Below are 21,144 nucleotides of genomic sequence, written 5' to 3'. Positions count from 1 at the left end.
TTGCGCTGCTTGACGAACGTAGCGGTGACTATTCCACAGTGACCGACTTGGCGAGGTTGCGAGGTTGGTCGATGTCCTTGCCGAGTGCCGTGGCCAGTTCGGCGGCGAACTCCTGGAGCGGGACGGCGGTGAGCAGCGGCGCCAGGAGCGTCGGGGACGCGGGCGTCTCGATGACGTGGTCGGCGTGGACGCCGGTGATGTCGTCACCGGCCTCGCACACGGCGATGACCTTCGCGCCGCGGGCCTTGACCTCCTGGATGTTGGAGATGATCTTGTCGTGCAGCAGGGACCGGCCGCGTGGACTGGGGACGATCGCGATGACGGGGGTGCCGTCGTCGATCAGGGAGATCGGGCCGTGCTTGAGCTCGCCGGCGGCGAAGCCCTCGGCGTGGATGTAGGCGAGCTCCTTGAGTTTGAGGGCGCCTTCGAGGGCGACGGGGTAGCCGACGTGGCGGCCGATGAACAGCACGCGCCCGAAGTCGGCGCAGTCGCGGGCGAGGGCGCGCACCGGTTCCATGTCCTTGAGGAGGGCGGCGATCTTGTCGGGGGTGGCGACGAGCTCGTCGAGGACGGCGGAGACCTCGTCGGCGTACATGATGCCGCGGGTCTGGGCGAGGTGGAGGCCGACGAGGTAGCAGGCGGCGAGCTGGGTGAGGAAGGCCTTGGTGGAGGCGACGGCGACCTCGATGCCGGCGCGGGTGTACAGGACGGCGTCGGACTCGCGCGGGATGGTGGAGCCGACGGTGTTCGAGATGGACAGGACGCGGGCCTTCTGGTCCTTGGCGTGGCGCACGGCCATGAGGGTGTCCATGGTCTCGCCGGACTGGGAGATCGCGACGACGAGCGTCGAGCGGTCCAGGACGGGGTCGCGGTAGCGGAACTCCGAGGACAGTTCGACCTCGCAGGGGATGCGGGTCCAGTGCTCGATGGCGTATTTGGTGACGAGCCCGGCGTGATAGGAGGTGCCGCAGGCGATGATGAAGACCTTGTCGACGTCCCGGAAGTCCTGGTCGGACATGCGGACCTCGTCGAGCACGATCTGGCCGGACTCGTCGATGCGCCCGCGCAGGGTGTCGGCGACGGCCTGGGGCTGCTCGTTGATCTCCTTGCGCATGAACGTGTCGAAGCCGCCCTTCTCGGCGGCGGCGATGTCCCAGTCGACCGAGTACGGCTTGCCTTCGGAGGGGTTGCCGGCGAAGTCGCGGATGGACAACCGCTCGCGGCCGATGGTGACGATCTGGTCCTGGCCGAGTTCGATCGCCTCGGTGGTGTAGGCGATGAACGCGGCGACGTCGCTGGCGAGGAAGTGCTCGCCGTCGCCGACGCCGACGACGAGCGGGGAGTTGCGGCGGGCGCCCACGACGGTGTCGGGGTCGTCGGCGGCGACCGCGAGGAGGGTGAAGGCGCCTTCGAGGCGCGCGCACACGCGGGTCATGGCCTCGGTCAGGTCGCCGTCCTTCGCGAATTCGCGGCCCAGCAGGTGGGCGGCGACCTCGGTGTCGGTGTCGGAGAGGAACTCGACGCCCTCGGCCTCGAGCTCGCCGCGAAGCTGCCCGAAGTTCTCGATGATGCCGTTGTGGATGAGCGCGACGCGCCCGTCGGCGGACGGGTGGGGGTGGGCGTTGCGGTCGGAGGGGACGCCGTGGGTGGCCCAGCGGGTGTGCCCGATGCCGCATTCGGACTCGGGCAGGCCGGCGCCTTCGAGCACCGCCTCGAGGTTGGCGAGCTTCCCGGCCTTCTTGGCCAGGGCGAGGCCCTCGCCGCCGGCCAGCGCGACGCCGGCGGAGTCATAGCCCCGGTATTCGAGGCGCCTGAGGCCGTCGAGCACGACGTCGACGGCTTGGCGATGGCCTGCGTATCCCACGATTCCACACATGCGAAGAACCCTACAGCAGTTTCGCGCAAGTCTCATGCGCGGATGGCCGGTCATTGATCACAAGACTTGATCGTTCGGCGGATCGGGCGTGTCCGCGCTCAGGAGACCATGGCGATGCCCCGGGTGCCCTCGTCGTTCACGTAGCTGATCGCGACGCCGCCGGCGACGGCGGTGAGCTGCGCGTCCCGGCACCACGCCGGCGGCAGCTCCTGGTCGATCTCGAGGCGGGTGACCCGGCCGTTCTGGACTTCGAACAGGCGGCAGTCGGGCACGTTCTGGTCGAGCGACAGGTCGGAGGCGAGCAGCGCCCGGTTGTCCGGCAGGACCGTCGCCCACCCGCGCGTGACCTCGGGGTCCAGCGGGGTGAACCCGAGCCGCACCGATTCGCTGTAGAGGTGCTGGCCGGTCTCGAGGTCGTACGCCATGATGCCGAGGCGGGAGCCCTCGCCGTCACCGACGGCGTAGCACTCCACGAGCTGGACCGTGCGGTGCCCGGCGCCGGGCACCGAGGGGTGCGCCGCCGGGTCGTCCTCGACCTGGCCGGCCTCCCCCGAGTCGTCCTCGATCGCGGTCGGGTACGACAGGTGCAGGGTGCCGCCGCACGCCGAGGAGTGCGTCGATCCGAACTTCTGGCCGGGGTCGCTCCACAGGATCTTCCCGGTGGCCGCGTCGAGGGCGATCAGCTCGTGCTCGAAGTGCCGGGCCGAGAACGGGCCGTCGCTCACGCGCTGCTCGACGCGGCTGTCGATGATGATGGCGTCCTCGGTGACCAGGAAGTTCTCGGGGATGATCTCGGCGCCCTGCTCGATCTCCATCTCCCAGGCCGGGTCGCCGTCGTCGAGGTCGAACGCGAGGATCCAGTCGCGGGCTTCGGTGCGGTTCGGGGCGGGCAGGCAGTCGGCGACCATCGCCAGGCGCTCGCCGGTGATCTGCGCGGCGGTGCCCTCGCAGCCGGCCGGCATCCGGGCCTCCCACAGGCGCTCTCCCGAGAAATCGTAGGTGCCGAAGACCTCGCTTTCGGCTTCGGCGTAGACGAGCCGGTCGTCGCTCAGGGCCATGAGCACACCCGGGGCGCCGTTGAAGTCGGCGGTGGCGACCTCCTCGCCGGTCTCGGTGCGCAGCACGCGCGTCTGGTAGTCGTCGGGATTGTCGGCGCGGGGCCCGGAGAGGCCGATCAGGTCGTGGGCCTGGGAGAGCACCGGGTCCTGCGCGGCATACCAGTTCCAGCGGCGGTGGTACCAGGCGGCGGTGCCGGTGGCCGGATCGAGGAGCGTCACCGCCTGCGGCGTCGGCGAGGCCGGATGGTCGACGCGGAGCATCCCGTACCGGGTCTTGACGAACCGCTCGACGCCGGCGAGTTCGGCCAGGCTGTCGAACTCCGCCCCGGCGCTCGCGCCCTCCGCCACCGCGGCCGCGTCCCCGACGCGGGAGTCCTGGTTCGCCAGCTCCGCCCACTGCTGCATCGCCGGGGCGAGCGCGGCGGCGGCGATGACGACGAGCGCCGCGGCGAGCACGGCGACCTTGCGGCGCAGGCGCCTGGGCGGGGCGACGCGCCCGCCCGAGTAGCCCTCGACGACGAATTCCGAGAGCGCGAGCAGGCCGGCGCCGACGACGCCGAAGCCGTAGGACATGGCCGCGACGCCCGCGCGGTGGGTGATGTACGAGTCCGGCCCGGCCTCGGGCATCGCCGAGTACACCGCCCAGCCCGCGGCGGCGGCGGCCACGACGGTGATGAAGGCGGCGATGATGACGCGCAGCCCCGAGCGGGTGACGGCGGTGGCGACCACGACCGCGACCCACAGGACCGAGGCGACCGTGCCGAAGATCATGTAGGGGCCGGAGGAGCCCGCGCTGGCCTCGGTGCCGAAGGAGGCCCACACCAGCATGGCGGCCCAGGCGATGAGCGCGGTCAGGCCGGCGGTGCGCAGGAAGATGCGGCCGAGCGGGCGCCCCATCCGGTTCTGGCCGGGGCCGGGCCGCTCCGAGCGGTGTCGACCGGGTTCGGTCTGGGTGCCGGGCTGGTTCCGGCCGGGGTACGAGGCGCTCGCGGACATGCACTCTTTGTACCCGTCCGACTACGCTGGGGGCCGCTTTTCGCCTATATCCCGGGTGGCGTTGTGTCCCTTATGCCGGACCGAGCGGCATGCTGGACACAGCGGTGTAATTCGGCTGGGCGCCGGAGGCCTTCGTGGCGAAGTCCGATTTGTACAGCACGACGCGGCCGGCGGTCCACGAGGGCCCGTAGTAGCGGCGCAGCGTCAGCAGGTCCTGGGCCGCTTGCTGGTTGGTGACGCGGTCGCCCGGACGGGCGAGGGTCACGTGCGGGCGGTACTGCTTCTGGTCGACCGGGAGCTCGGCGGCGACGAGGCCGGCCCTGATGCGGTGGACGAGCTGCACGAGGCGGGCGACGTCGCCGTCGAGGCCGGCGTAGACGACCGAGTAGCGGCCGCGGCCGAACCGGCCGCCGCCCGAGACGCACAGCCGCAGCGGCTCGAAGGAGGCGCAGGCCGCGGCGAGCACGTCGGTGGCCTCGGGGATCCGGGCGACGGCGACCTCGCCGAGGTAGGCGACGGTCAGGTGCCAGTTCTCGGAGCGGACGAGGCGGTTCGACTGGGCGGGGCGGCGGTTCGTGACAGCCGGCCTGGCGCCCCGGCCGTTCGAGGCGCTGGCGCGGCGGGCGATGTTGAGATCGGACACCACTTCGGCGAGGTCGGACACGGCGTTGTCCGGGAGCGGCAATGCGGCGAAGAGGCGCTGCGTGCGCGTCTCGGCGGCTGTTGCGGCGGCGGCGACTGTGGCACTCACTGGATTCCCTCCAGGGGGCTCGCTCGGGGTAAGGGATGCGCGCCGGAGTCGATGGGTGTGTCGGGCCGACGCGGCAGACTTGTCGCGATGCGACCAATCCTCGCAGCAACGCCGACTGTTAATTCAGTTAAATCCCAAAAGACGAGACGGTAACTTCCGGGAAGTGGCCGGTGAGACTCGGGAAAGCGCACGTGACAGGCGGTTCGGAGCAGTTTGCGCGGGCAGCGGCGTTGCCTCGCCGTCACGGCATCGCCTTGCTGTGGAAACCGCCGAGCTGGCGGCGCAGTCGCAGGTGCTTCGCGGTGTAGGCGAGCGCGGCGGCCACGATCGACACGCCGCCGCCGAGCCACAGGCCGGCGCGGGCCCCCGCGAGCTCGCACACCCATCCGACCAGCGGCGCGAACACGGCGGTCGAGCCGAGGAAGACGAGCAGGTAGAGGCTCAGGACGCGGCCGCGGAAGTCGCCGCTGACGCCCATCTGGACGCGCTGGTTCGCCGCCTGCGCGAAGTAGACCATCGCGAAGCCGGTCGGCACGAGCAGGATCATCGCCGAGGCGAACGTCGGCCCGAAGCCGGTCGCGGCGGTGCAGACGCCGAGGGCCAGCCCTGAGCCGAGGACGGTGTAGACGCCGGGGCGGCCGCTGCGGCGCCCCGAGACGAGCGAGCCGGCGAGCGCGCCGACCGCCAGGGCGGTCAGCAGCAGGCCGAAGGTGTCGGCGCCGGTGTTGAACTCGGTCTTGGCGAGCATCGACAGCGTGATCGGGAAGTTGAAGGCGAAACCGCCGACGAAGAGGGTGACGACGAGGACGCCGAGCAGGTCGGGACGGCCGGCGACGAAGCGCAGGGCCTCCCCGATGCCGCCGCTGGTGCCGGCCGAGCGCTCGACGCGGTTGGACAGGTGCCGGCGCATGAGGGTCGCGCAGGCCGCGGCCGGGCCGAGGAAGGCGACGGCGTTGATGGCCAGGACGGTGCCGGTGGAGGTGACGGCGATGAGGAGGCCCGCGATCGCCGGGCCGGCGATGCGGCTGGTGTTGAAGATGGCCGAGCCGAGCGAGACGGCGTTGGGCAGGGCGGTGTAGTCGACCAGTTCTGAGTAGAACGCCTGGCGGGCCGGGCCTTCGACGACCGAGACGGAGCCGAAGACGAACACGGCGAGGTAGACCATCCACACCTCGACGACGCCCGAGAGTACGACGGCGGCGAGGACGCCGGAGACGGCGGCGCTGCCGAGGGAGCACAGCAGGAGGATCACGCGCTTGTCGAACGCGTCGGCGATCTTGCCGCCTTGGAGGCTGAAGAGGAGGAAGGGGCCGAACTGGAGGGCGAGCGAGAAGCCCAGGGCCGAGCCGGAGTCACCGGTGAGCTCGAGGACGAGCCAGTTGATGGCCGTGGTCTGCAGCCAGAACCCGAGGGTGCCGGCCAGCTGCCCCGTGGCGAAGACGCGGTAGGCCGGGAACGCGAGGGCGCGGAACGTCCGGTGCAGCTGGCGTGCGATGACTGGAGACATGGCAGTAATGAATGCTAGCAACTTACCGGCCGGCTAGCCAGGAACGGTGACGAAGTTCTCCCTCATCGGCGCGCACGGCGAAGGCCGGGTGGGCCCGATCGGGTCCACCCGGCCTCGCGGTGCCTTTGGTCTACTTCTCCCCGGCGCCACCGAAGAGCACATCGTCCCATGCCGGGAGCTGGTTGCGCGGCTTCGAGCCGGCGGCGGCCAGCGGCGGCGACTGCACGTCGTCCTCGGCGGAGGAACGCTTGGTCGGGCGGAGGACCGCCAGCGACGGGACCTCCGGCGTCTCGCGCTGCTCGGTCGCGGTCGTGCCGGGCAGGCCCAGCTGCGCGGCGTGCTGCTTCTGGCGACCCGACGGCTCCTCCAGCGGGCGCTCGAGCACCTCGCGGAGCCGGTCACGCCGCAGCGGGTCCGGCCGGCCCGAGTCGTCATCGCTCACGCCGTGCATCGGGTCCCTCGACGGGCGGGCCGGCTCTCCGGGCCTGATGCCCAGCTCCGAGGGCGCGTCCATCGGGTCCGAGACCTGCTTGGGCGCGGGCGTGGAGAGGAACTGCGCCATCTCGTCGTCCGGCGTGACGGTCTGGCGGGGCCGGTCGAGCTTCCAGCGCGCACGCGCCGTCGTCTTGCCCGACGACCACGAGGCCTGGACCATCCACGAGCCGTCCTCGGTGCGCCAGGCGTCCCAGGAGACGGCCTCGGGGTCGACCCCGTGCGCGCCGAGCTTCATGTCAACCACATTGGACATGCGCTCGCCGCGTTCCGAAGTGGCCAGACGCGCGCGGCGGGCCGCCTGCGCGAGCATCGCCCGCTCCTGCAGGACCGGGCCGGCGTAGCGCAGGACCCGGTCGACGGCGACCTGCGCGGAGGCGGCGATGTCCTCGGCGCTCTCGCCGGAGCGGATGCGGGTCTGGATGTCGCGCGGCGACAGATTGACGTGCGTGGCGCCGCGCGGCGGAGCGGTGCGCTGCTGCGGACTTCGGGACGCGCCGGCGGTCGTGGAGGAGGCCTCGCCCTTGGCCTTCAGCGACTTGCCGCCTTCGGGTACGTCTACGGCCGCCGAGACCCGCTCGTCGAGCGGCAGCGCCAGCAGGCGCCCCAGCTCGTCGGCGAGCACCAGCGCATGACCGTCCTCTGAGAGGGCTACGAACCGTACCGGCCTCATGGCTTTCACCCCTCGTGTTCTACGTCAGCGCCGCTTTGCCAGCTCATCCGAGCGTACGCCCAACCCTACCGGCGGACCACAACCACCGGGGGGCGATATTCGCGACCCGCGCCGATCGGAGTCGGCATTACAGATTGTCGCGGAGTCTGTCGCAGAGTACATTGGCCCACGTGTCGCCCGACGGAAATTCCCGATCTTCGCCCGCCCCATCGTCGGCCCCGCGAGACGCGATCAAGCGGGTCAAACGCCCGCCGGAGCTGCCGTCGCCCGAGGCGGTGCAGCTGCGCATGACGCCGATCGCCGCGGGCGGGACTCTCTTGTGGATGGTCGCGCTCGTCGTGACCCGATTGTTCCGTGACGAATTGGCCGAGTCGGGGCGCGAATGGTGGATCGCCTGCGCGCTCGCCGGCGTGGTGCTCGGCGTCCTCGGCACGGCCTTCATGGCGGTCATCGACCGCCGCCACTTCTCGCGGCGCAGGCACGACTCGTCCCGCTCGACCGAGTCCCCGACGTAGCGGCCCCGGACTACAGCTCTTCGGAGCGCTCGTCGTCGTAGATCGTCTCGGACTGGGCGACCCCTTGCGGAGTGGTGTCGACGAACTCGCTGATCTGGGAGTGGGCGCCGCAGCCGTGGTCGGCCGAGACGACGCGTGCGTCCTCGGAGGAGTACACGTTCGCGCAGGCGCCGAAGGCGAGCCGCATCGAGCCGGCCAGCGGCAGGAAGAAGCCGCAGGTGCCGCAGCGCGCGGGCGCCGGCGCGGCCTCGCTGATCGGGGCGGCCGGGCCGCGGTCGCCGTCGTACCAGCGCTGCGCGGTCTCGGCGCGACCCTCGCGGGTCATGACCCGCTCGCGACCCAGACCCAGCTCGTAGGCGATGTCCTCGACCGCGTCGTCATCGGAGCGCATGTACGCGGGCATGAGGCGGTCGTCGTCCTCGTCGGTCGGCAGGACCTCGCCGGTGCCGACCTCGCCGGCCTCGAGCCGCTCGGACCACGGCACCCACGCGGGCGGGCGCAGCGCCTCGGGGCCGGGCAGCAGCGCGGACTCGGAGACGGTGGCGACCTTGGCGCGCGGCGCGCGGGAGACCACGACGGCCCAGCGCCAGCCGCGGTAGCCGGCCAGCGTGCAGTCGAAGTAGTGCGTGACGACGCGGTCGTCCTCGGCTTCGACGCTCAGGTACTCGCCGACGCCGTCACCGGCTTCCTCGGCGGCTTCTCGGGCGAGCTCGACTGCGTCGGCGCAGATCTTGTCGAGGCGCGGCTTGCGGGACCGGGTCTTCGCAGCGGCAGTGGCGGTTGAGCTCTCAGGCACGTCTCCAAGGATAGGTCAAGGCGCCGGGCGCCTCGGCGGACGGTGGCCCCAGTGGGACGCCCCACCCGGGTACGTTTGACGCCATGCGAATACTCGTCGTGTGCGCGGTCAGCGAGGAGGCCGAGGCCATCGAGGCCGGCCGCTCGCTCCGCCACGAGCTGGACGTCCTCGTGTGCGGGGTCGGACCCGCCGCCGCGGCGGCGGCCACCGCCCGCGCCATCGCCGAGAACGGCACGATGGGGCGGGCCTACGACGTGGTCGTCAACGCCGGGATCTGCGGGGCCTTCGTCGGCCGGGCGCGGATCGGCGACGTCCTCATCGCCACCGACTCGGTCGCCGCCGAGCTCGGCGTCGCGCTGCCGTGGCGGTTCCAGCCGATCGACGAGATCGGCTTCGGCACCAGCCGCATCGGCTGCAACACCGTCTTGAGCGTCGCGATCGAGGGCGTGCGCGGCGAGATCCTCACGCTGGCGTCGATCACCGGCTCCGACGGGCTGGCCGCGAACCTCGCCCACCGCTACCCCGACGCCGTGGGCGAGGCCATGGAGGGCTTCGGGGTCGCCACCGCCGCCCAGCAGGCCGGGTTGCCGTTCGCCGAGATCCGCGCCGTCTCCAACTACATCGGCGACCGCGACGTGGCGAACTGGGACTGGGCCTCGGCCCTCAAGGCCCTGACCGACGCGATCCGGGAGCTGTGAGGCCGTGAGCGCGATCCACCTGGCGCATTCGCCGTGCCCCAACGACACGTTCATCTACCACGCCTGGACGGCCGGGCTCGTCGACGGCCCGCCGGTGCGGCTGACGTTCGCCGACATCGACGTCACCAACACCGCGTGCGCGCGCGGCGAGTTCGACGTCGCCAAGGTCTCCTACGCGGCGCTGCCGTACCTCGGTCCCGAGTGGCGACTGCTGCCGGCCGGCGGGGCGCTCGGGCGCGGGTGCGGTCCGCTCGTGCTCACCGGCGGCCGCGCGGACCTGGACGGGGCGCGGGTCGCCGTGCCCTCGGACCGCAGCACCGCCTTCCTGCTGTTCAACCTCTGGATGGAGGCCTTGGGCGGCAAGGACGTGCGGATCGAGGTCGTGCCGTTCGACCAGATCATGCCCGCGGTGCGCGCGGGCCGGTTCGACGCCGGGCTGGTCATCCACGAGGCCCGGTTCACCTTCCGCGAGTACGGCCTCGAGCAACTGGTCGACCTCGGCGAGTGGTGGGAGGGCGCGACCGGCGCGCCGATCCCGCTGGGCGCGATCGTCGCCAAGGAGCACCTCGACGGCGAGGCGATCACCGAGACGATCCGGGCCTCGCTCGACCACGCCCGGGCCCGTCCCGAGGACAGCCGGGACTACATCGCCGCTCACGCCCAGGAGATGTCCGAGGACGTGTGTCGGCGGCACATCGAGCTGTACGTCAACGAGTTCTCGCGCGATCTGGGCGAGGAGGGCCGGGCCGCGGTGGAGCGTCTGCTCACGGGCGCGGCCTCGCTCGGGCTCGTCCCGGCCACGGCGATGGCGATCCCCTAGGGGCTATCCTTTGGGGACGCGGTGTGCCGAGACCGTCGCTGTGCGCCGACGATGTCACCCGGAGGGCTGAATCCTTCGGCCGGGACCACGCTAGGCTTGACGGATTCTGTCAGTGGACTCCAAACGAGAATTTCGAGGTTGACCGGTGCCAAGTGGCCGAGTGAAGTGGTTCGACGCCGAAAAGGGATTCGGCTTCGTCTCCCGCGACGACGGAGGCAAGGACGTGTTCGTCCACCGCGACGCGCTGCCCGAAGGCGTCGAGGAGCTCGCCAAGGGCCAGAAGGTCGAGTACAGCATCATCGACACGCGCCGCGGCGTGCAGGCGATGGGCGTCCACCTGGTCGCCACCCCGCAGACCGCCACCGCCGCCGCAGCGCCCGAGAAGCCCAAGCGCTCTCCCGAGGAGCTCAACAGCCTCCTGCAGGACATGATCGGCGTGCTGGAGCAGCAGATCATGCCGCCTCTCGCGCGCGGCAGGCGTCCCGACCGCAAGACCGGCGCGAAGATCGCCGAGATGCTGCGGGCCGTCGCCGACGATCTCTCCTAGCGGTCGGCCGCAGTAGTCTCGGTCAGGTGACATCCCAGTCTGACCGCGTGAACACACTGCTCGAACGGCTCTCCTCCCTGCCCTCGGTGCTCGTCGCCTTCTCCGGCGGGGCGGACTCGGCGTTCCTCCTGGCCGCCGCCGTCCGCGCGCTCGGCACCGATCGCGTCGAGGCCGCCACCGCCGTCTCGCCGTCCCTGCCGCGCAGTGAACTCGATCTCGCGCGCGACGTCGCGACCGGTCTCGGGGTGGTCCACCACTCGCCGGCCACCGACGAACTGTCCCGCGAGGGCTACCGGCGCAACGCCGGCGACCGCTGCTTCTTCTGCAAGACCGAGCTCATGAGCGTCCTGGGGCCGCTGGCCGAGCGGCGGTCGATCGGCGCCGTCGCCACGGGCACGAACGCCGACGACGTCGTCGCCGGATTTCGGCCTGGCATTCGCGCCGCCGCCGGGGCCGGGGCGATCACGCCTCTGGCCGACGCCGGGCTCGCCAAGTCCGAGATCCGGGCGATCTCCAGGGAGTGGGGGCTGTCGACTTGGGACAAGCCGGCCGCGGCGTGCCTGTCGAGCCGGATCGCCTACGGCGTCGAGGTGACCGCCGACCGACTCGAGCGCGTGGCCGCCGCCGAGGCGTCGCTGCGCCGGGCGCTGACCGAGGCGGGCGTGCCGGTGCGGAACCTGCGCGTGCGCGATCTGGGCGGCGACGCCGCGAAGGTCGAGGTGGATGCGGAGCTGGTGGAGGCCGTGGCCTCACGCGGCGAGGTGCTCGCGGCGGTGGAGGGCTTCGCGAACGTGCGGCTCGATGAGCGCGGCTTCCGCTCGGGCGCGATGAACGAGCTGCTGCCGAACCCGGAGCGGTACCGCTAGGGGACCGATGCGAGTACCCGGTGAGACGGGCCTGCGGTGATCGTCAGTGGAGGATGAGTCCGAAGCGACCGCCTCACCGGGTCCATAACCCCTCGGGAACCCCTCATTCCCCGAGAAGTCCACCGTCCGACATCAGCCTGTGCGGTGCCTGAAGCATTCCTGTCAATTCCCTGAGATCGGTGTATTTGCCGAATAACGGTCAGTGAATGACTATTCAGCTCTTTCTAGTGTGAATCATCCCCAATCGACGATCCAATGCGCCCTTCCGGACGGTCCCGAGGGGCCGCGGCCGCGTCGGCCGAGGCCGCTCGATGCGGCCGTGTAGAACAGTCCTGTGGAACTGTCAGGCTGCTCGGCGGCATACGAACCGGGATGCTCGGCCGGTTGCGGCGCCCCGCTCGAAGCCGCCTGCAACCCGGGCGGGCCGTGCAACGGCTGCTCGAGCGCCTGCGGCGGGGCCTCCGATCCGGGGCCCTGGACGGCGGCGCTCGCGGCGGGGCTCGGCTTCGCTCGCCTGAGCCCCGAGCGCCTCGAGCGCGCCCGGCTCCGGCACCGGCGCTCCCCGCGACTGCTCGGGCTGCGGGCCATCGCCTGCTACCGGCGGTGGCTCGCGCCGCGAGTGGCGGTCCAGTGCCGGTACGTCCCGACGTGCTCCGGCTACGGATTTCGGGCCGTGTCCCGCTACGGGATGTGGACGGGCGGGCGGCTCGCGGCCTCGCGGGTGCTCCGGTGCCGGCCCGGCGTGACGCCGGGCACGCGTGATCCGGTGCCGGGAGCGTGGCCCGCGCCGGGCGCCGACCGTTAAGATCGCGGCCATGACCGATGTGAAACTTGCCAAGAAGCAGGCCAAGAAGGACGCCGAGACCCGCAGCCGGACGGTGAAGCCGGGCCACCTGGAGATCGGCGAGTTCACCTCCGGCCACATCGGCGCCTCCTCGCCGTTCGGCCGGTCGGACTTCCCGCTGCCGGTGAGCGCGATCGAGTTCGAGCCGACCGAGCCGGTGTCCGAGCGCGTCCTCGACGAAGAGCGGCACTAGCGAGGCCGACAGGACCGGGACGCCCACGGTTGCGGCGCGGACGGTGGCGGTGTTCGCGAACTGACGATCGCGGCCTTGACAGGCCCGGAATACTGAGGGGTACTCGGGATCCCTGGAACCGGGGCGGACGATGCGTCCGTCCCGGTTTGGCGTCTCGGCCCTCATGGCCGCAATCGGCGACGTGAGCGAAACCCGGATACGATTCGAGACATGACTTACCCCCCGCAAGGCCAGCCGGGCGACCCGTACAGCCAGCCTCCGGGCGGCCAGCCGCCCGCCGGCGGCTACGTGCCGGGGCAGGCGGGCCCCGAGTACACGATGCAGCCGCCCCAGTACACGCAGCCCGAGATGAGCCAACCGGGCTACCCCCCGCCGCCGGGCTATCCCTCGCAGCCCGGCTACCCGCCGCAGGGCCACCCGGACCCGTACGGGCAGCAGTACGGGCCGCCGCCGGTCCAGCCGGTCTCCAAGGGCGGTTCGGGCACGGCGATCCTCATCGTCGTCGTCCTCATCCTCATGATCGGCGGCGGTGTCGCCGGCTACCTGCTGCTCGGCGGCGACGACGAGGGCACGACGACCGCCGGCGAGGAGACGACGTCCGAGGCCGAGGCCGACCCCAGCGACGGCGGCGAGGAGCCGACCGAGGAGGGCGGCGAGGAGCCCGTCCCGGACGGCGACGCGCTGACCGTGGAGTCGCTGGGCGCCGTCACGCCGCTGCCCGGGGACCCGTGGGAGCCCTACGCGGGCCCCGGCGCGGTCGGCAACGTCAGCACCGACACGCACGCGCTGGTCATCCAGCACACCGAGTCATGGATCTCGTACATGGAGGTGGGGCTGTTCGACGGCGCCGTCACCGCATACGACCCGGCCGACCTGCAAGGCTCCGCCGAAGGGCTCATGAACCACTGGGCCGAGGGCTTCGCGTTCGGCAGCGTCGAAGGGCTCGAGGTCTCCGAGACCGAGTTCACCGACGTCGAGGTCGACGGCCGGCCGGCCGTCCTCGCGGAGTCGACCGTGTCCTGGACGTCCAGCGACAGCACCGAGGACGGCTACGAGGACATCGCGTTCCTGGTGGTGGACGTCGACGGCGTCAACGGCTTCATCGGCCTGGCCAGCGTCCCCGAGTCGGGCACCGAGCACCGCCAGGCCGCGGTCGACGCACTGCTGGCGACGACGTTCGAGGGCGAGGCGGCTTAGGGCCCGTCCCGGACCGCGACCGCCTCCCCGGGCGGAACCTCCAGTACCTGCACGGCATGAAGGCCCCACTCGGCGAGGCCGCCGACGGCACGGGCGGGGCCGACCGGCAGGTCTTCTGGGATCGCTCCGCTATCGAAGACCCGGGCGGCCCCGCCCAGGGCGCCTAGAAGGCCTCGTCGGGCAGGTCCATGGGCGTCAGATCGGCGGCCTCGACGATCTTGCGGTCGGCCGTCAGGCGCGGCAGGACCTCACGGGAGAAGAACGTCGCGGCCGCGACCTTGCCGCGGAAGAAGTCGTCGTCCGCCCCGCCGTCGAGCTTGTTCTGCGCGATTTCGGCCTGGCGCAGCAGCAGCCAGCCGACCAGGAGGTCGCCGACGGCCAGCAGCAGCCGGCGCGAGTGCAGACCGGTCTTGTACAGCTCGCGCGGCTGTCCCTCCATCGGGCCCATGAGGGCCGGCTGGAGCGCCTCGATGATGCCCTGGACGTCGCCGAGGGCGCGCATGACGCGGGAGCGGACCTCGGACAGCTCCTCGTGCCCGTCCTCGACGGACTGCATGATCTCGGCGGCGACGGCCATGAGCGCCTCACCGTTGTCCTTGACGATCTTGCGGAACAGGAAGTCGAGGCTCTGGATGGCGGTGGTGCCCTCGTACAGCGTGTCGATCTTCGCGTCGCGCACGTACTGCTCGAGCGGGTAGTCCTGGAGGAAGCCGGAGCCGCCGAAGGTCTGGAGCGACTCGGAGGCGAGCAGCTCGGAGGCCCGCTCGGAGCCGCAGCCCTTGACGATCGGCAGCAGGAGGTCGTTGACGCGCTTGGCGGTCTCGGCGGCCTCTTCGTCGCCGTCGATGGTGGCCAGGCGCTCCTTGTCCTGCCAGGAGCCGGTGTAGGCGACCAGGGCGCGCAGGCCCTCGGCGTAGCTCTTCTGCAGCAGCAGGGAGCGGCGCACGTCCGGGTGCTTGATGATCGGCACGCGCGGCGCGGTCTTGTCGCCCGACTGGAGCAGGTCGGCGCCCTGGATGCGGCTCTTGGCGTAGTCGAGCGCGTTGAGGTAGCCGGTGGAGAGCGCGGCGATGGCCTTGGTGCCCACCATCATCCGGGCGTACTCGATGATGAGGAACATCTGGCGGATGCCCTCGTGCTTGTCGCCCATGAGCCAGCCCTTGGCGGGCGCCTTCTCGCCGAAGGTGAGCTCGGCGGTGGCCGAGACCTTCAGGCCCATCTTGTGCTCGATGTTGGTGGCGACGACGCCGTTGCGCTCGCCGAGCTCGCCGGTGGCGGGGTCGAACAAGTACTTCGGCACGACGAACAGGCTCAGGCCCTTGGTGCCGGGCCCGCCGACGCCCTCTTCGCCGACCGGGCGGGCCAGGACGTAGTGGATGATGTTGTCGGTCATGTCCTGGTCACCGGAGGTGATGAACCGCTTGACGCCCTCGATGTGCCAGCTGCCGTCGGGCTGCTTGTAGGCCTTGGCGCGGCCGGCGCCGACATCCGAGCCCGCGTCGGGCTCGGTGAGGACCATGGTGGCGCCCCACTGCTTCTCGATGAAGAGCTTCGCCCATTCCTGCTGCTCCTCCGTGCCCTCGCGGTAGAGGCTGTGCGCGAAGGAGGGGCCGGCGGCGTACATCCACAGCGCCGGGTTCGCGCCGAGCACGAGCTCGGCCATCGCCCACCAGACCATGCGAGGCGCGGAGGTCCCGCCGAGCACCTCGGGGAGGTCCAGGCGCCAGTACTCGGAATCCATGAACGACTGGAAGGACTTCTTGAAGGCCTCGGGCAGCGTCACCGAGTGCGTCGCGGTGTCGTACACGGGCGGGTTGCGGTCGCCCTCGACATAGCTGGAGGAGAGCTCCTCCTCCGACAGGCGCGCGAGCTCCGCGAGGATGTCGCGGGCCGTCGCGGCGTCGAGGTCGCCGAAGGAGTCGTGGTCGAGGATCTTGTCGGCTCCGAAGACCTCGAAGAGATTGAACTCGAGATCGCGAAGATTGTGGCGGAAGTGCGTCATTGCGGGTCCTCCATTACTCGGTGGTAACCACCATCATATTACTCGCCGGTAGGTACCTCAAGTGGTCCGCGCCATCTCCTCTCCGACCAGCGAGTATCCGGCGTGTCGGAGGTGCGTTGTAAATTTCTCGCAGACGCCGTAACCAGCAGAGACGTGCTTCGTTGAACAAGTCGACAGACCGCTTGTGCGACATTCTCCCGACGCACCACCGCACGCCACGACACACCGCCGCCACACGCCCGAACCACCAGACCGCCGACCCCGAGGCTTCGCCGGGTCGGCGCGTCGTGCCCACCGCACCGCCCAGCAAGGAGTCCCCCGCATGATCCGAGCCGTCGCCGATCGCCTCACGTCCCGAACGCGCCCCGTCTACCGGGGCCGCCACCGCCGCCACCGGCCGCGGCTCGCCCGCGCCTGCCGCACCGGCGAGGCGCAGTCGGCCTCCGGACGCCAGGATCCCTAGCCGGCCTCCGGCCGCAGTGCTCTCAGTCGGCCTCGGGCCGATAGTCGAGCAGGAGCAGGGCGATGTCATCGGTCAGCGGGCCGCCCACCCAGCGGCGCAGCGCGGTCTCCAGCGAGGCCAGGCCGTCGCCCACGTTGCCGTGGCCGATGAGGCTCCACGCCCGGTCCTTGATCGGGAAGAACTCGCCGTCCTTGCGCGCCTCCGCCAGGCCGTCGGTGTACAGGAAGATCCGGTCGCCCGGCTGGAGCCGCACCGTCAGCTCCCGCACCGCGGGCCCCAGCCCCAGCGGCGGCGCCATCGACTCCGGTTCCAGATACGAGGCCACGCCGTCCCGCACCAGCATGGGCGGCGGATGCCCGCAGTTGAGGATCTCCAGCGTCCCGCCCCGCTCCTGGAGCAGGATCGCCGTCACGAAGTCCTCCTCGCCGGCGTTGCGCGCCACGGCGTGGTCGAGGTCGCTGACCATGCACCGCTGGTCGCTGCGCTCGAACGCCACGTGCCGGTAGGAGCCGAGCACCGTCGAGGACAGCCGCACCGCGTCCAGGCCCTTGCCGCGCACGTCGCCGATGATGATCCGCACCCCGAAGTCGGTGTCCAGCGCCTCGTACAGGTCCCCGCCGATCTCCGCGCCCGAACGGGCCGAGACGTAGCGCGCCGCGATGTCGAACGGTCCGAGGCGGTTGTCGATCGGCCGCAGGATCGCCTGCTGCACCACCGAAGCGAGCTGCGTCAGACGACGCAGCCGGTCGTCGTCGCGCTCGCGCACCACCGCGACCGCCACCGAGATGACGATCGCCGCGCACACCACCAGGAAGTCCATGGCGTGCCCGAGGGTGTCCACGAACTCGAAGTCGCTCGCGACCCACAGGTAGACGAAGGAGCCGGTCAGGCTCAACGCCCCGACGGCGACCACCCAGCGCCACGTCAGGAACGCGGACGCCACCAGGGGCGGCAGTGCCAGCCACGGTACGGCGTCCGTCTGGTCGCGCACGGCCAGCTGGAGGCCCACCAGCACCATGATGGTCACGAAGGCGACGGTGAACACCGAGCGCACGGACGGCGAGGACCAGCCGGCCGGCTGTTCGGCGCGTCCCATGAGGGGTCCCCTCTGCAGCGGCGTGCGCATCTCGGTGAATGCCTCCTTCCTACCGGACGTGTGCGGGGCGCCAGTGGCTCTTCACGCAAGAACCCATGGGTCCGCCCCATGGGGAACGCACGGAAAATGCCTCCTGACCGCCAGGTCCCGAGGACCGTCGCACCTGGATTCGACGACCGCGGATGTGAAGATCGTAATGGTCGCCGAGTCGCCTCACTCCGTGGAGGAGGCCGCCGCGCCGGTCGAACGGACTTGTGTTCATTCGGACAGAGAAAAGCAACGAAAAGGACGATTGTCAAGCAACCGGCTCGTTGGTAGTGAAACCGTCCAGCGCTTTCCGGCGGCTCGGATACGCCTCACCACCGTTGCCACCGCAATGGCGGACGTGCCAATCTTGAGTACGTGCGGTTCACCCTTGAGCAGACCCCGTTCGGCAGCCCTGTCGCCCAAGAGCTGTGCGCCGAACTCCACGCCGAGTACGTCCGCCGTTACGGCGGGGGCGACGACACGCCCATCGAAACCGAGGACTTCGCTCCCCCGAACGGGGACTTCATCGTCGCCTACGACGCCGAGGGCCGCGCCGTCGGCTGCGGCGGCTGGCGCGCCCACGATGACGACGACGCCGAGATGAAGCGCGTCTACGTGCGCGAATCGGCCCGCCGCCGCGGCCTGGCGAGGCTGCTCGTCGCCGCAGTGGAGGCCTCAGCCGCCCAGGCCGGGCGCAAACGCGTCGTGCTGGAGACCGGCCCGCGGCAGCCCGAGGCGATCGCCATGTACGAATCGCTCGGCTACAAGCCGGTGACCCCCTTCGGCTACTACGCGCGCGCCGACGGCTCGCTCCACCTCGGCAGGGAATTGCGGAGTGAAAGGCACTGACGCGAAGAGTCAATCCTCTGTAGACTTTCTTCCGGCCGCGCGACCCCGACCGTGACGGCACTCGCCCATTGCCGCGTCCTTTTGTAATTACACCGATATGCGCCGATAAGCCCATTGCGTCCGAACAGCACTGCTGAAGGGCGAATTCCCGTAGGCTGCTGCACGGCGGCCGAAACGCCGCCGCCTTCGGATCATCCGCCTTGAAAGGACAGTGCGCGTGCGCAACGGCAAGCAGTACCTCGTCCGCCTCGGCGCCGGCCTCGGCGCGGCCGCGATGGCGATGACCTCGACCGGGGCCTGGGCCGAGGGGCCGCCCGCGCAAGGCGACGTCGAGGTCATCAACGGCCAACCCGCCTCGGAGGGCCAGTATCCGTGGATGGTCGCGCTGGCCGACGCCGGCGACCCCTCCTCCAACTTCTGCGGTGGATCCCTTGTGGACTACGACGTCGTCCTCACCGCCGCCCACTGCACCGTCGGCAGCGCCCCCGAGGAGGTCGTCGTCCGGCACGGCTCGGTCGACATCGACGCCACCGAGGTGTACGCGGTCGCCGACATCCACGTGGCCGAGGGCTTCGACGACGACACGATGGCCAAGGACTGGGCGCTGGTCAGGCTCACCGGGCCGGTCCCCGGAGGGCAGCCGATCGGACTCGCCGCCGCCGACCTCCCCCACTGGGGGACCCTCCAGGTCGCGGGCTGGGGCATCACCGAGACCGGCGCGGAGGCCGAGGAGCTGCGCTACGTCGACGTCCCGCACGTCACCGACGCCGACTGCGCCGGCGCGTACGGCCAGGCGTTCGACGCCGAGTCGATGCTCTGCGCGGGCGACCTCGCCGCCGGCGGCGTCGACGCGTGCCAGGGCGACTCGGGCGGGCCGCTCATGTACACCGGAGGCTGGTGGCCGGTCCAGGTCGGCGTCGTCAGCTGGGGCAACGGCTGCGCCAAGCCCGGCTACCCGGGCGTGTACACGGACGTGGGCGCCCTGATCGACGACATCAACGCGGTCCTCGGCACGTGGTGAGCGCGATCGCCGAGACCGGGCGGCGGCACCACCCGCTCCCGTCCGCGCTGCGGCCCACGGGCCAGCGCCGCCTTCGCGGCGGCGGCTTGTATACTCGTCACGGCTCCGATCGACGGAGTTCGCGGGTGTAGTTCAGTGGTAGAATGCGACCTTCCCAAGGTTGAGATGCGGGTTCGATTCCCGTCACCCGCTCCCTTGCGCACCGACCTCGAAGCCTCCGGCTCATGCCGGGGGCTTTTTTCGTGATCCCGTTGCCCTCGACGTCGGCGACTCCAATGGTCCTGGCATTGGCAAGCGCGTACCACATTCTTCTGGCAATTGTGCGGGGGCTGGAAAAGGGAGACCCTCTTCACATGGAATCTCGGCATGGGTACTATGACGAGATCGAAAATTACCGATACTTGTTCTGAAAGTTTCGGAGACTCGTACCCTCGCTCTGCCCTGGAACAAGCATCGGCCATGCCAACCCTTCAATCCCTCGAAAGGACCAATACGATGCAAAAACCCCTTACACGGCCCCGGGCGCTCATCGCCGCCGGTGCCGCAGCGGCTCTGGCGGTCACGGCCGCCGGCTGCGGCAGCAGCGGCGAGAGCGACGCCGACATCGTGTGGTGGCACATCCAGAACCAGGACCCGATGATGTCGACCTGGGAGGACATGGCCAATGAGTGGTCCGAGGACTCGGGCTTGACCTTCGACATCCAGGCGATCGAGAACGAGGCGTTCAAGGACCGCCTCGGCACCGCGACGCAGTCGGGCGACACCCCGGACCTCTTCCAGACCTGGGGCGGCGGCGTCCTCGCCGAGCAGGTCGAGGCGGGACTGGTGCAGGACCTCACCGGCCGGCTCGACGACTGCATCGACAACGTCAACCCCATCGCCCTGGAGCCGTACACGATCGACGGCAAGCTCTACGGCGTTCCGTTCGACGCCGGTGTCGTCGGGTTCTGGTACAACAAGGACCTCTTCGCCGAGGCCGGCATCGAGCAGCCGCCGGCCACCTGGTCGGAGTTCACCGACGCCGTCGAGGCGCTCAAGGCCGCCGACATCGCGCCGATCGCCCTCGCCGGCGCCGACAAATGGCCCGCCCACTTCTACTGGACCTACCTGTCGATGCGCCTGGTCGGCCTCGACGGCATGGACGCCGCGGCCGAATCCGGCGACTTCTCCGGCGAAGGCTTCGTGCAGGCCGGAGAGATGCTCACCGAGCTCGCCGACATGGAACCGTTCCAGCCCGGCTTCGAGTCCGCCACCTACGGCGAGGCCGACGGGCAGGCCGCGCACATGGGCGAGGGCGTGACCGCCATGGAGCTCATGGGTCAGTGGGCCCCGACCACCCAGGCCGACGCCTCCGGCACCGAGGGCTTGGGCGACTCGCTCGGGTTCTTCCCGTTCCCCGAGGTCGAAGGCGGCCAGGGCACGACCAGTGAGTACCTCGCGGGTGGCAACGGCTTCGCCGTCGGCGCCGACGCGCCCGAGGAGGTCACGGACTTCCTGTGCTTCCTCATGTCCGAGGAGAACCAGTCTCGCGAGGTCGCCGACGGCGGCTTCACGACCGTCTCGTCCAACCCCGAGGCCGTCGTGCCCGAGATGGACGCCAACACCCAGGCCGTCGTCGACGCGCTCGGCACGGCCACCGGCACCCAGCTGTACCTGGACCAGGCCTACCCGCCGGCGATCGGCGGCGTCATCAACGAGGCCACCGAAGGTCTGATCCTCGGACAGCTCACCGCCGAGGAGATGGTCACGATGATCAATGACGCCTGGGCGGCCGAGCAGTGAGTCTGCGCTCCACCACCGCTCCGCCGGCTCCCCCGGTGGGGCGCCCGGCCGACCGCGACGGGAAACCCTCCCGTC

Annotated in this window: 20 protein-coding genes and 1 tRNA gene; 13 read left to right on the top strand and 8 right to left on the bottom strand. The window is 70.8% G+C overall.

What is annotated here, in order from left to right; all coding sequences use genetic code 11:
- Positions 1-28 precede the first annotated feature (28 nt).
- The 5 genes from glmS to sepH all read right to left on the bottom strand — a co-directional run bounded on the left by glmS (position 29) and on the right by sepH (position 7,353).
- Positions 29-1,876 carry a glutamine--fructose-6-phosphate transaminase (isomerizing) gene (glmS, locus tag ACYVK3_RS06255; protein ID WP_460496421.1) on the bottom strand — a complete coding sequence of 616 codons (1,848 nt, stop codon included), beginning with the start codon at positions 1,874-1,876 and terminating at the stop codon, positions 29-31.
- Between the two features lie 98 nt (positions 1,877-1,974).
- Positions 1,975-3,930: a PQQ-binding-like beta-propeller repeat protein gene (locus ACYVK3_RS06250; RefSeq protein WP_460496420.1), complete on the bottom strand. Its 1,956-nt coding sequence runs from the start codon at positions 3,928-3,930 to the stop codon at positions 1,975-1,977.
- 70 nt (positions 3,931-4,000) lie between these two features.
- The gene (gene thpR / locus ACYVK3_RS06245; RefSeq protein WP_460496419.1) at positions 4,001-4,681 is read right to left on the bottom strand and encodes a 2'-5' RNA ligase family protein; all 681 of its coding nucleotides are present in this window, start codon (positions 4,679-4,681) and stop codon (positions 4,001-4,003) included.
- Between the two features lie 241 nt (positions 4,682-4,922).
- The gene (locus ACYVK3_RS06240) at positions 4,923-6,188 is read right to left on the bottom strand and encodes an MFS transporter (RefSeq protein ID WP_460496418.1); all 1,266 of its coding nucleotides are present in this window, start codon (positions 6,186-6,188) and stop codon (positions 4,923-4,925) included.
- Between the two features lie 130 nt (positions 6,189-6,318).
- Positions 6,319-7,353, bottom strand: a complete 1,035-nt coding sequence (sepH, locus tag ACYVK3_RS06235) for a septation protein SepH (protein WP_460496417.1) — start codon at positions 7,351-7,353, stop codon at positions 6,319-6,321.
- Positions 7,354-7,523: 170 nt separating this feature from the next.
- Between sepH and ACYVK3_RS06230 the strand changes: the two genes are divergently transcribed.
- A complete protein-coding gene (locus ACYVK3_RS06230) occupies positions 7,524-7,868 on the top strand; it encodes a DUF2530 domain-containing protein (RefSeq protein WP_460496416.1) in 345 nt (114 codons plus the stop codon).
- A gap of 10 nt (positions 7,869-7,878) precedes the next feature.
- Here the strand turns inward: ACYVK3_RS06230 and ACYVK3_RS06225 are convergent, their stop codons facing one another.
- Positions 7,879-8,664, bottom strand: coding sequence for a DUF3027 domain-containing protein (locus tag ACYVK3_RS06225; protein ID WP_460496415.1), 786 nt, complete (start codon positions 8,662-8,664; stop codon positions 7,879-7,881).
- A gap of 83 nt (positions 8,665-8,747) precedes the next feature.
- Here ACYVK3_RS06225 and mqnB point away from each other — a divergent pair, with 83 nt between their 5' ends.
- The 7 genes from mqnB (at position 8,748) to ACYVK3_RS06190 (ending at position 13,829) form a co-directional block, all read left to right on the top strand.
- Positions 8,748-9,362: a futalosine hydrolase gene (gene mqnB / locus ACYVK3_RS06220; protein ID WP_460496414.1), complete on the top strand. Its 615-nt coding sequence runs from the start codon at positions 8,748-8,750 to the stop codon at positions 9,360-9,362.
- 4 nt (positions 9,363-9,366) lie between these two features.
- Complete coding sequence (locus tag ACYVK3_RS06215) at positions 9,367-10,182, top strand: 1,4-dihydroxy-6-naphthoate synthase (protein WP_460496413.1); 816 nt, start codon at positions 9,367-9,369, stop codon at positions 10,180-10,182.
- A 145-nt stretch (positions 10,183-10,327) separates the two neighbouring features.
- Positions 10,328-10,729, top strand: a complete 402-nt coding sequence (locus ACYVK3_RS06210) for a cold-shock protein (protein ID WP_460496412.1) — start codon at positions 10,328-10,330, stop codon at positions 10,727-10,729.
- 47 nt (positions 10,730-10,776) lie between these two features.
- Entirely contained in the window at positions 10,777-11,595 is an 819-nt protein-coding gene (gene larE / locus ACYVK3_RS06205) for an ATP-dependent sacrificial sulfur transferase LarE (protein WP_460496411.1), read from the top strand.
- A gap of 334 nt (positions 11,596-11,929) precedes the next feature.
- A complete protein-coding gene (gene yidD / locus ACYVK3_RS06200; protein ID WP_460496410.1) occupies positions 11,930-12,400 on the top strand; it encodes a membrane protein insertion efficiency factor YidD in 471 nt (156 codons plus the stop codon).
- 10 nt (positions 12,401-12,410) lie between these two features.
- A complete protein-coding gene (locus tag ACYVK3_RS06195) occupies positions 12,411-12,632 on the top strand; it encodes a hypothetical protein (protein ID WP_460496409.1) in 222 nt (73 codons plus the stop codon).
- Between the two features lie 210 nt (positions 12,633-12,842).
- Positions 12,843-13,829, top strand: a complete 987-nt coding sequence (locus ACYVK3_RS06190) for a flagellar basal body-associated FliL family protein (RefSeq protein WP_460496408.1) — start codon at positions 12,843-12,845, stop codon at positions 13,827-13,829.
- 163 nt (positions 13,830-13,992) lie between these two features.
- Here ACYVK3_RS06190 and ACYVK3_RS06185 read toward each other — a convergent pair whose 3' ends face one another.
- Positions 13,993-15,831 (bottom strand): acyl-CoA dehydrogenase, encoded by a 1,839-nt coding sequence (locus ACYVK3_RS06185; protein ID WP_460496407.1) that lies wholly within the window; start codon positions 15,829-15,831, stop codon positions 13,993-13,995.
- Positions 15,832-16,153: 322 nt separating this feature from the next.
- On the opposite strand from ACYVK3_RS06185, the gene ACYVK3_RS06180 reads away from it, so the two are divergent.
- The gene (locus ACYVK3_RS06180; RefSeq protein WP_460496406.1) at positions 16,154-16,294 is read left to right on the top strand and encodes a hypothetical protein; all 141 of its coding nucleotides are present in this window, start codon (positions 16,154-16,156) and stop codon (positions 16,292-16,294) included.
- Positions 16,295-16,316: 22 nt separating this feature from the next.
- On the opposite strand, the gene ACYVK3_RS06175 is transcribed toward ACYVK3_RS06180, so the two are convergent.
- Positions 16,317-17,390, bottom strand: a complete 1,074-nt coding sequence (locus ACYVK3_RS06175) for a PP2C family protein-serine/threonine phosphatase (protein WP_460496405.1) — start codon at positions 17,388-17,390, stop codon at positions 16,317-16,319.
- Positions 17,391-17,792: 402 nt separating this feature from the next.
- Here ACYVK3_RS06175 and ACYVK3_RS06170 point away from each other — a divergent pair, with 402 nt between their 5' ends.
- From ACYVK3_RS06170 to ACYVK3_RS06155, 4 genes are all read left to right on the top strand, one after another.
- Positions 17,793-18,266, top strand: coding sequence for a GNAT family N-acetyltransferase (locus ACYVK3_RS06170; protein WP_460496404.1), 474 nt, complete (start codon positions 17,793-17,795; stop codon positions 18,264-18,266).
- 217 nt (positions 18,267-18,483) lie between these two features.
- Positions 18,484-19,287 (top strand): S1 family peptidase, encoded by an 804-nt coding sequence (locus ACYVK3_RS06165; protein ID WP_460496403.1) that lies wholly within the window; start codon positions 18,484-18,486, stop codon positions 19,285-19,287.
- Positions 19,288-19,408: 121 nt separating this feature from the next.
- Positions 19,409-19,479, top strand: a tRNA-Gly gene (locus tag ACYVK3_RS06160).
- Positions 19,480-19,782: 303 nt separating this feature from the next.
- Positions 19,783-21,069 (top strand): type 2 periplasmic-binding domain-containing protein, encoded by a 1,287-nt coding sequence (locus ACYVK3_RS06155; RefSeq protein ID WP_460496402.1) that lies wholly within the window; start codon positions 19,783-19,785, stop codon positions 21,067-21,069.
- Positions 21,070-21,144: the final 75 nt, after the last annotated feature.

Source organism: Glycomyces tarimensis (genome assembly GCF_054776215.1).
Note: the sequence above shows the minus strand (reverse complement) of the source record. Positions and strands in the feature narration are given on the sequence as shown.

Bases quoted from the DNA above. Each gene is read 5' to 3' on its own strand.
- ACYVK3_RS06155 (WP_460496402.1), top strand. From the start codon at position 19,783: ATGCAAAAACCCCTTACACGGCCCCGGGCGCTCATCGCCGCCGGTGCC.
- ACYVK3_RS06180 (WP_460496406.1), top strand. From the start codon at position 16,154: ATGATCCGAGCCGTCGCCGATCGCCTCACGTCCCGAACGCGCCCCGTC.
- mqnB (WP_460496414.1), top strand. From the start codon at position 8,748: ATGCGAATACTCGTCGTGTGCGCGGTCAGCGAGGAGGCCGAGGCCATC.
- glmS (WP_460496421.1), bottom strand. From the start codon at position 1,876: ATGTGTGGAATCGTGGGATACGCAGGCCATCGCCAAGCCGTCGACGTC.
- ACYVK3_RS06175 (WP_460496405.1), bottom strand. From the start codon at position 17,390: ATGGGACGCGCCGAACAGCCGGCCGGCTGGTCCTCGCCGTCCGTGCGC.
- ACYVK3_RS06190 (WP_460496408.1), top strand. From the start codon at position 12,843: ATGACTTACCCCCCGCAAGGCCAGCCGGGCGACCCGTACAGCCAGCCT.
- ACYVK3_RS06185 (WP_460496407.1), bottom strand. From the start codon at position 15,831: ATGACGCACTTCCGCCACAATCTTCGCGATCTCGAGTTCAATCTCTTC.
- ACYVK3_RS06195 (WP_460496409.1), top strand. From the start codon at position 12,411: ATGACCGATGTGAAACTTGCCAAGAAGCAGGCCAAGAAGGACGCCGAG.
- ACYVK3_RS06240 (WP_460496418.1), bottom strand. From the start codon at position 6,188: ATGTCTCCAGTCATCGCACGCCAGCTGCACCGGACGTTCCGCGCCCTC.
- sepH (WP_460496417.1), bottom strand. From the start codon at position 7,353: ATGAGGCCGGTACGGTTCGTAGCCCTCTCAGAGGACGGTCATGCGCTG.
- ACYVK3_RS06250 (WP_460496420.1), bottom strand. From the start codon at position 3,930: ATGTCCGCGAGCGCCTCGTACCCCGGCCGGAACCAGCCCGGCACCCAG.